General features: G+C 40.0%; 10 protein-coding genes. 3 read left to right on the forward strand and 7 right to left on the reverse strand.

The window, feature by feature from the left end; translation table 11 throughout:
• The 7 genes from XYCOK13_RS21190 to XYCOK13_RS21220 all read right to left on the reverse strand — a co-directional run.
• Positions 1 to 258 (reverse strand): IS3 family transposase (locus tag XYCOK13_RS21190; protein ID WP_213414245.1); only part of this gene is annotated, 258 nt, incomplete at its 3' end.
• A gap of 16 nt (positions 259 to 274) precedes the next feature.
• Positions 275 to 598: a transposase gene (locus XYCOK13_RS21195; protein ID WP_213414246.1), complete on the reverse strand. Its 324-nt coding sequence runs from the start codon at positions 596 to 598 to the stop codon at positions 275 to 277.
• A 341-nt stretch (positions 599 to 939) separates the two neighbouring features.
• Positions 940 to 1,620 carry a hypothetical protein gene (locus XYCOK13_RS21200; RefSeq protein ID WP_213414247.1) on the reverse strand — a complete coding sequence of 227 codons (681 nt, stop codon included), beginning with the start codon at positions 1,618 to 1,620 and terminating at the stop codon, positions 940 to 942.
• 1 nt (position 1,621) lies between these two features.
• Entirely contained in the window at positions 1,622 to 2,332 is a 711-nt protein-coding gene (locus XYCOK13_RS21205; RefSeq protein ID WP_213414248.1) for a hypothetical protein, read from the reverse strand.
• Between the two features lie 72 nt (positions 2,333 to 2,404).
• A complete protein-coding gene (locus tag XYCOK13_RS21210) occupies positions 2,405 to 2,809 on the reverse strand; it encodes a LytTR family transcriptional regulator DNA-binding domain-containing protein (protein WP_213414249.1) in 405 nt (134 codons plus the stop codon).
• A gap of 16 nt (positions 2,810 to 2,825) precedes the next feature.
• Positions 2,826 to 3,371, reverse strand: coding sequence for an accessory gene regulator ArgB-like protein (locus tag XYCOK13_RS21215; RefSeq protein ID WP_213414250.1), 546 nt, complete (start codon positions 3,369 to 3,371; stop codon positions 2,826 to 2,828).
• On the reverse strand, positions 3,364 to 4,038 hold the full coding sequence (locus tag XYCOK13_RS21220) for a hypothetical protein (RefSeq protein ID WP_213414251.1): 675 nt from the start codon (positions 4,036 to 4,038) through the stop codon (positions 3,364 to 3,366). The genes XYCOK13_RS21215 and XYCOK13_RS21220 overlap by 8 nt, the downstream gene beginning before the upstream one ends.
• A gap of 45 nt (positions 4,039 to 4,083) precedes the next feature.
• On the opposite strand from XYCOK13_RS21220, the gene XYCOK13_RS22430 reads away from it, so the two are divergent.
• The 3 genes from XYCOK13_RS22430 to XYCOK13_RS21235 form a co-directional block, all read left to right on the forward strand.
• Positions 4,084 to 4,212, forward strand: a complete 129-nt coding sequence (locus XYCOK13_RS22430) for a cyclic lactone autoinducer peptide (protein ID WP_213414252.1) — start codon at positions 4,084 to 4,086, stop codon at positions 4,210 to 4,212.
• Between the two features lie 536 nt (positions 4,213 to 4,748).
• Positions 4,749 to 4,976, forward strand: coding sequence for a transposase (locus XYCOK13_RS22435; RefSeq protein ID WP_213414253.1), 228 nt, complete (start codon positions 4,749 to 4,751; stop codon positions 4,974 to 4,976).
• Between the two features lie 111 nt (positions 4,977 to 5,087).
• The coding region (locus tag XYCOK13_RS21235; protein WP_213414254.1) for an IS3 family transposase at positions 5,088 to 5,345 on the forward strand (258 nt) is incomplete at its 3' end.

The following is a 5,345-nucleotide window of genomic DNA, read 5'->3' on the forward strand; positions in this document are numbered from 1 at the left end:
GGGCTTGGGATAGATGGTGTATACGCCCATCTCGCGCATCAGCCTCTGGATCTTCTTGCGATTGACCTGCATGTTGTCATCCCGACGAATAACCTTGGTGATTGTCCGGTAACCCCACGTAGGATGATCGGTGTGCAACTCGTCGATTCTGCGCATGATAAACAAGTCTTCTTCAGTGATCGTCTTCTCCTTGGGCGGTTGACGGTATACGCTGCTTCGATTCACACTCAACAAATCGGCCTGGCGGCTAATCGTCATGTGAGGATCATCGAAATCAACGTGATTTCTTCTTCCAGCTTGGTCCGAGGATTTCTGTAGATTTTTTTTTCAACCAGTCTACCTCATAGGTAAGCTGGCCGACTTTGCGCTCTAACTCTGCGATATGCTCTTTACTTTGTTCGAGTTCCTTCTCGGATTCGGAAGGTCCTTTCTTAAACACTTCCGAAGCTCGTCCCATGAACTCTTTTTTCCAGCGTGAGAGAACAACTGGACTGATCTCATACTTAGCAGCAATCTGATTCACTGTTGATTCCTCAGACAAGATTTCTAAGACGACTTTTGTTTTGAATTCGGCGGAGTAATTCGTTCTTTTCTTCATAGTTTCAGTATAACTTAGATTTTGGATTTTGTGTCTCATCCCTTGGGGTCAGTATAATAAACCATGATAATCCTACTACCAATATAGAAGCGAACCAACTCATGTGAAATATATGTCTCTGATAGATCATGAAAATCGCTAATTGAATTAGAAACATGAAGCCATGCAAGCTCTCTATAGACCAAAAGAAATGGTTTATGTTTGCTTGCACTAATGCAACGGCAACAACCGCTCTCCAGTAGGTTAAGAAGGAAATCCTTGCAAATGTCAACATTAAGAAAACAATTGTCAGGACTTCCAGAAAGGACATAAGCATAAAACACATTGTGTTTATTCATCTGTCATCTCTTACCTTGATAAGCCTCCACTTCTCTCCTATACACATATCGCAATAGAAGCAAAGCGATGAATAAATTGATGAATGTAAACATGAAGTAAGCATCATGAACCTGCTTAGAAAACACCAAATTGTATATCAATTGAATCAATGCTGCTAGAACAATGATGACAAGGATAAATTGTATACGTTGTCTTGGACTGGTTCTGACGTTCAGGGCCGTAAAGAGAAAGCCTATTTTGTATCGATACAATACATAACATAAGCCGAATGTCAGTATATCAGTTATAGCTTGGGCTAAGAAAAGACTTGGGCTTTTAGGATCAACTTCATCTAATAATGGAAAGCCCGCCATGACGAAAGCACCATAAGCAATTAGCTGCAAAACGCTAAAAATAATACATCCTGAAACAGCCATGACGATAGCGTAATACCAGTGGCGGATAGGGAAACATAAGAACACAAGTACCCACACCACCAACTGGAAAAACATTATATAAGAATGCAATTCATAGACAACGCGCAACTGATAGTTAAAGAAGCCGAACAACAATGAAATAATGAGGACCTTCCCAAGATGCTCCTTCATAGATATACGGTATAAAGTCAGGACTAATGCCAATATTGCTATAGTATCAAGGCTAGAAAAGAAGCAATATGCTATTGCGAAGAATATGGAATTCACCTTACTTCTCTCCTTTTAGATAAGCATGTCTTTGACTCAAATATTTTTGCTTCTCACTGCGAAAGGCAAAAGCAATAAAGAGGCTGAGCGAACACAACTGAGCAATGAGAAATCCCATAGCATATGACAATCCGCCAACTTTCAGATATACGAAATAGACTACTGCAGGTATTATCATACCAACCGTGAAAATGGCAATATAACTCCAAAGTCTCCTATCAGTAAGGCCACGTTTCTTTCCTGTAACAAAAGTGAAACCAATTCGTCTCATAGTGAGCAGACTAATCACTACCCAACCTATGACTGCACTAGTCAACTGGTGGACGTAAGTAGTATATGGCTGAGTGCCGTCCAATTTCTCAGTGGAAAACACCCCCATGAAGTTAAATATGTACAGCACCACGACTTGAATCAATGTGTACGCCGCGAATCCTGTACATAACACAATCACCGCATGCAGCCAATTGCATCTGAGAACCAACCAATTAAATAAATACAACATACCTACCTGAATTATATAAACATAGCCGGTTAGGAACTCTATATGCCACAGATGGTAGTTCACATAAGAAGTAAACAAAACAGCGAATAGAATCTCCTTCCACCATTCCCGAATCGAGAAGCGGAACAGCTTAATCATTAACAAAAAAACAGCTGAACCCTCCACAGCTGTAAGCAAATGAAAGAGCAGAATTCTCAACCATTCCTGCACACAGTACCCTCCTCATCATTGCCGATAAAAAAGAAAAAGCCACCCTCTACGGATAGCCATAATCAGTTGCGATTATGATTTTGCCAGATCCTTTTCTTCGCCAAGCAGCGCTTCCACCGTATCCATATACCGTTGTGCAATCGTCGCAAATTTCGAATGAGGCGTAATGGTTTCGTCGAAGTATATCTTCCGATATAAGGAATCATAATACGTCACCTTGCTGGGCTGAATGTAATTCACGCGATCAATCTTCTTCAGCCCCAGCATTGGAGCAAGGTGCTCCCCCACTTCGTCGAGCGTCGCCATCATATGATAAGTACCCTCGGCCGTGTCCAGTTTGAGATGGCGGCCATCCGTTGTAATACTGCAGATGTCCACAAGCTTGATCAGTACCATCTCTCCGGCTTTCGAACCATCTACTTGAAGAACAGGTATAAGAATTTCCTTGAGTTCCTCCTCCGAAATATCGGGCAACATCGTACATCCCTCCTTTTCACTGTGCGGCTTCTGCATCCGGACGTTGAAACTCCCATTTACGGATAAGCAGCACCGATTGAACGAAGAATGCAGCAGCGATTGCTGAAGACATGAACAGGAAGTTGCTGGCTACCATCAAAGTCGCAATCACCTTAAGAAGAGGAAAGTACTTGCGCGGGATGCGCGTTTGATTTTCTATCTTGGACGGCGCGAACAAAAGAACCAAGACTAAACTACTACTCGTTAACAGTATACACCACTGCGAATTGATCGGTAAATGCGGGATAATGGTGATAATCGCAGTAGAAATTAGGATACACCACTCGGATGTGGGCAGATGGTAACCTCCACTCACACTGCGCAACAATGCAAGCGCTGCCAAAACATGGAGTGTTCCCACGAATTGTCCTGTACCGAGCCCAATAAGCAATGATATTATTAGGATAAAAGACCCATTGAGTAGAACTGCCAGGCCAAACTTCATGACTTCGACAGACGCGGTTTCTTCTGGGTTTATTTTTTTTAGCTTGATAGCTAAAAAAAGTGACAGGTTTTCAATCACTACCCTTATCCCTCCTTATAGACAGGTAAATAATTAGTGCTACAGCAAACAAATTTATAACCACCATATAAATTAAGCCATGACTATATCCAGAACTATTGAAATAATAGAAATATGTATGTACCGCTACCAAGCTAATTACTACTGCTAAAATTAGTAACAAGTTCTCTTTTGACAATTGAACTGATCCTAAGTCACTATGCGGTACGAAATCAAAACCAATATGGAAATGGTCCAAGACTTTTGAAATTAAAAATACCATAATGACTGTAAGCAATTGCATAGCGTGAGTAATGACTATATCATTATTTAGACTCGACACGTTCACAATATTAATTGAAGTGAGAGAGAATATAATCAGTATTTGTAAACCACCAAATATTAAGTAGGAAGAAATCGTAATGATAAATGCGTAAAAAACTTGGATTCGAAACATCAGCCAAACAAATAAAAACAATAATATGACAATAATGATTATAGCATATGAGTCCAGTTGTTCAACGATTCTAATAGTATGGGAAACAAATGCTAGTATTGCCCCAACGAAAAAAATATGAATTCTTAAATATTGTTTCGGAATTCTAAATAAAGTGAATATTAATGTAAGAACTGCGACGACTTCTAGCATTGAAAATAACATATATAATAAAAATTTGATTATTTCCATCGAGCAACCTTCTTTCTACATTTTTTATCCTTGGAGGGATCACTTGTGAAACGAACTGCAAAATTGATTTCTATGATATTATTTGGTGCTAGTGTATTATTTGTTAATCTTGCATGTATTTTTTATTTATATAATCCGAAAGTACCAGATGAATTATTGAAAAGCAACAAATGATATACTTTATTATATATCATAACATTATGTAGGAGTTGAGAACGTATAAATGTATAAAATGCTAGACTACATAAAAATAACGCGAGACATATTCATAATTGGTGTTGTCGAAGCAACATTTTAAGCATACGAGCTGAATATAAAAGGATCACTATCAGATTAACCTAGATTCGCAATTTTTTCAGTAATTTATTTTCGGAAGTTTTCAGGATATAGGGATATCGAAGCTGCTCTAGCTATCCTGCAAACGATAGTTGGTGAACACGTGGAAACTAGTTATGAATGAACGGGCATATCGGAATGGATCATTGCATATACGGGTAGGGTACAGTCTTAAATCCCTGTAAGTGCCTAGATCCGCTTGTCACAGCTTGGAAAAATCGGCCTTTAGCAAACAGCTACTCTCGTCGATGTGTTTTACTTTTGGAAGTGTACACTAAAGAGGAGTCATAATTGCTATCGGCGTAAACAAGGAAGGTTTATACTGACCCCAAGGGGTGAGACACAAAATCCAAAATCTAGTTTTACTGAAAACTATGAAGAAAAGAACGAATTACTCCGCCGAATTCAAAACAAATGTCGTCTTAGAAATCTTGTCTGAGGAATCAACAGTGAATCAAATTGCTGCTAAGTATGAAATCAGTCCAGTTGTTCTCTCACGCTGGAAGAAAGAGTTCATGGGACGAGTTTCGGAAGTGTTTAAGAAAGGACCTTCCGAATCCGAAAAGAACTCGAACATAGTAAAGAGCATATTGCAGAGTTAGAGCGCAAAGTTGGCCAGCTTACCTATGAGGTAGACTGGTTGAAAAAAAAATCTACAGAAATCCTCGGACCCAGCTGGAAGAAGAAATCACGTTGATTTCAAAGATCCTCACATGACGATTAGCCGCCAGGCCGATTTGTTGAGTTTGAATCGAAGCAGCGTATACCGTCATCCACCTAAGGAGAAGTTGATCTCCGAAGAGGACTTGTTTATCATGCGCAGAATCGATGAGTTGCACACCGATCACCCTACGTGGGGCTATCGGACAATCACCAAGGTTATTCGTCGGGATGACAAAATCCAGGTCAATCGCAAGAAGATCCAGAGGCTGATGCGTGAGATGGGCGTGTACACCATCTATCCCAAGCCC

The organism is Xylanibacillus composti (genome assembly GCF_018403685.1).
In the GTDB taxonomy this organism is placed as follows: domain Bacteria; phylum Bacillota; class Bacilli; order Paenibacillales; family K13; genus Xylanibacillus; species Xylanibacillus composti.

Excerpts from the sequence above, each read along its gene's own strand:
- XYCOK13_RS21220 (WP_213414251.1), bottom strand. The coding sequence starts at position 4,038 with ATGGAAATAATCAAATTTTTATTATATATGTTATTTTCAATGCTAGAA.
- XYCOK13_RS21210 (WP_213414249.1), bottom strand. The coding sequence starts at position 2,809 with ATGTTGCCCGATATTTCGGAGGAGGAACTCAAGGAAATTCTTATACCT.
- XYCOK13_RS21195 (WP_213414246.1), bottom strand. The coding sequence starts at position 598 with ATGAAGAAAAGAACGAATTACTCCGCCGAATTCAAAACAAAAGTCGTC.
- XYCOK13_RS22435 (WP_213414253.1), top strand. The coding sequence starts at position 4,749 with ATGAAGAAAAGAACGAATTACTCCGCCGAATTCAAAACAAATGTCGTC.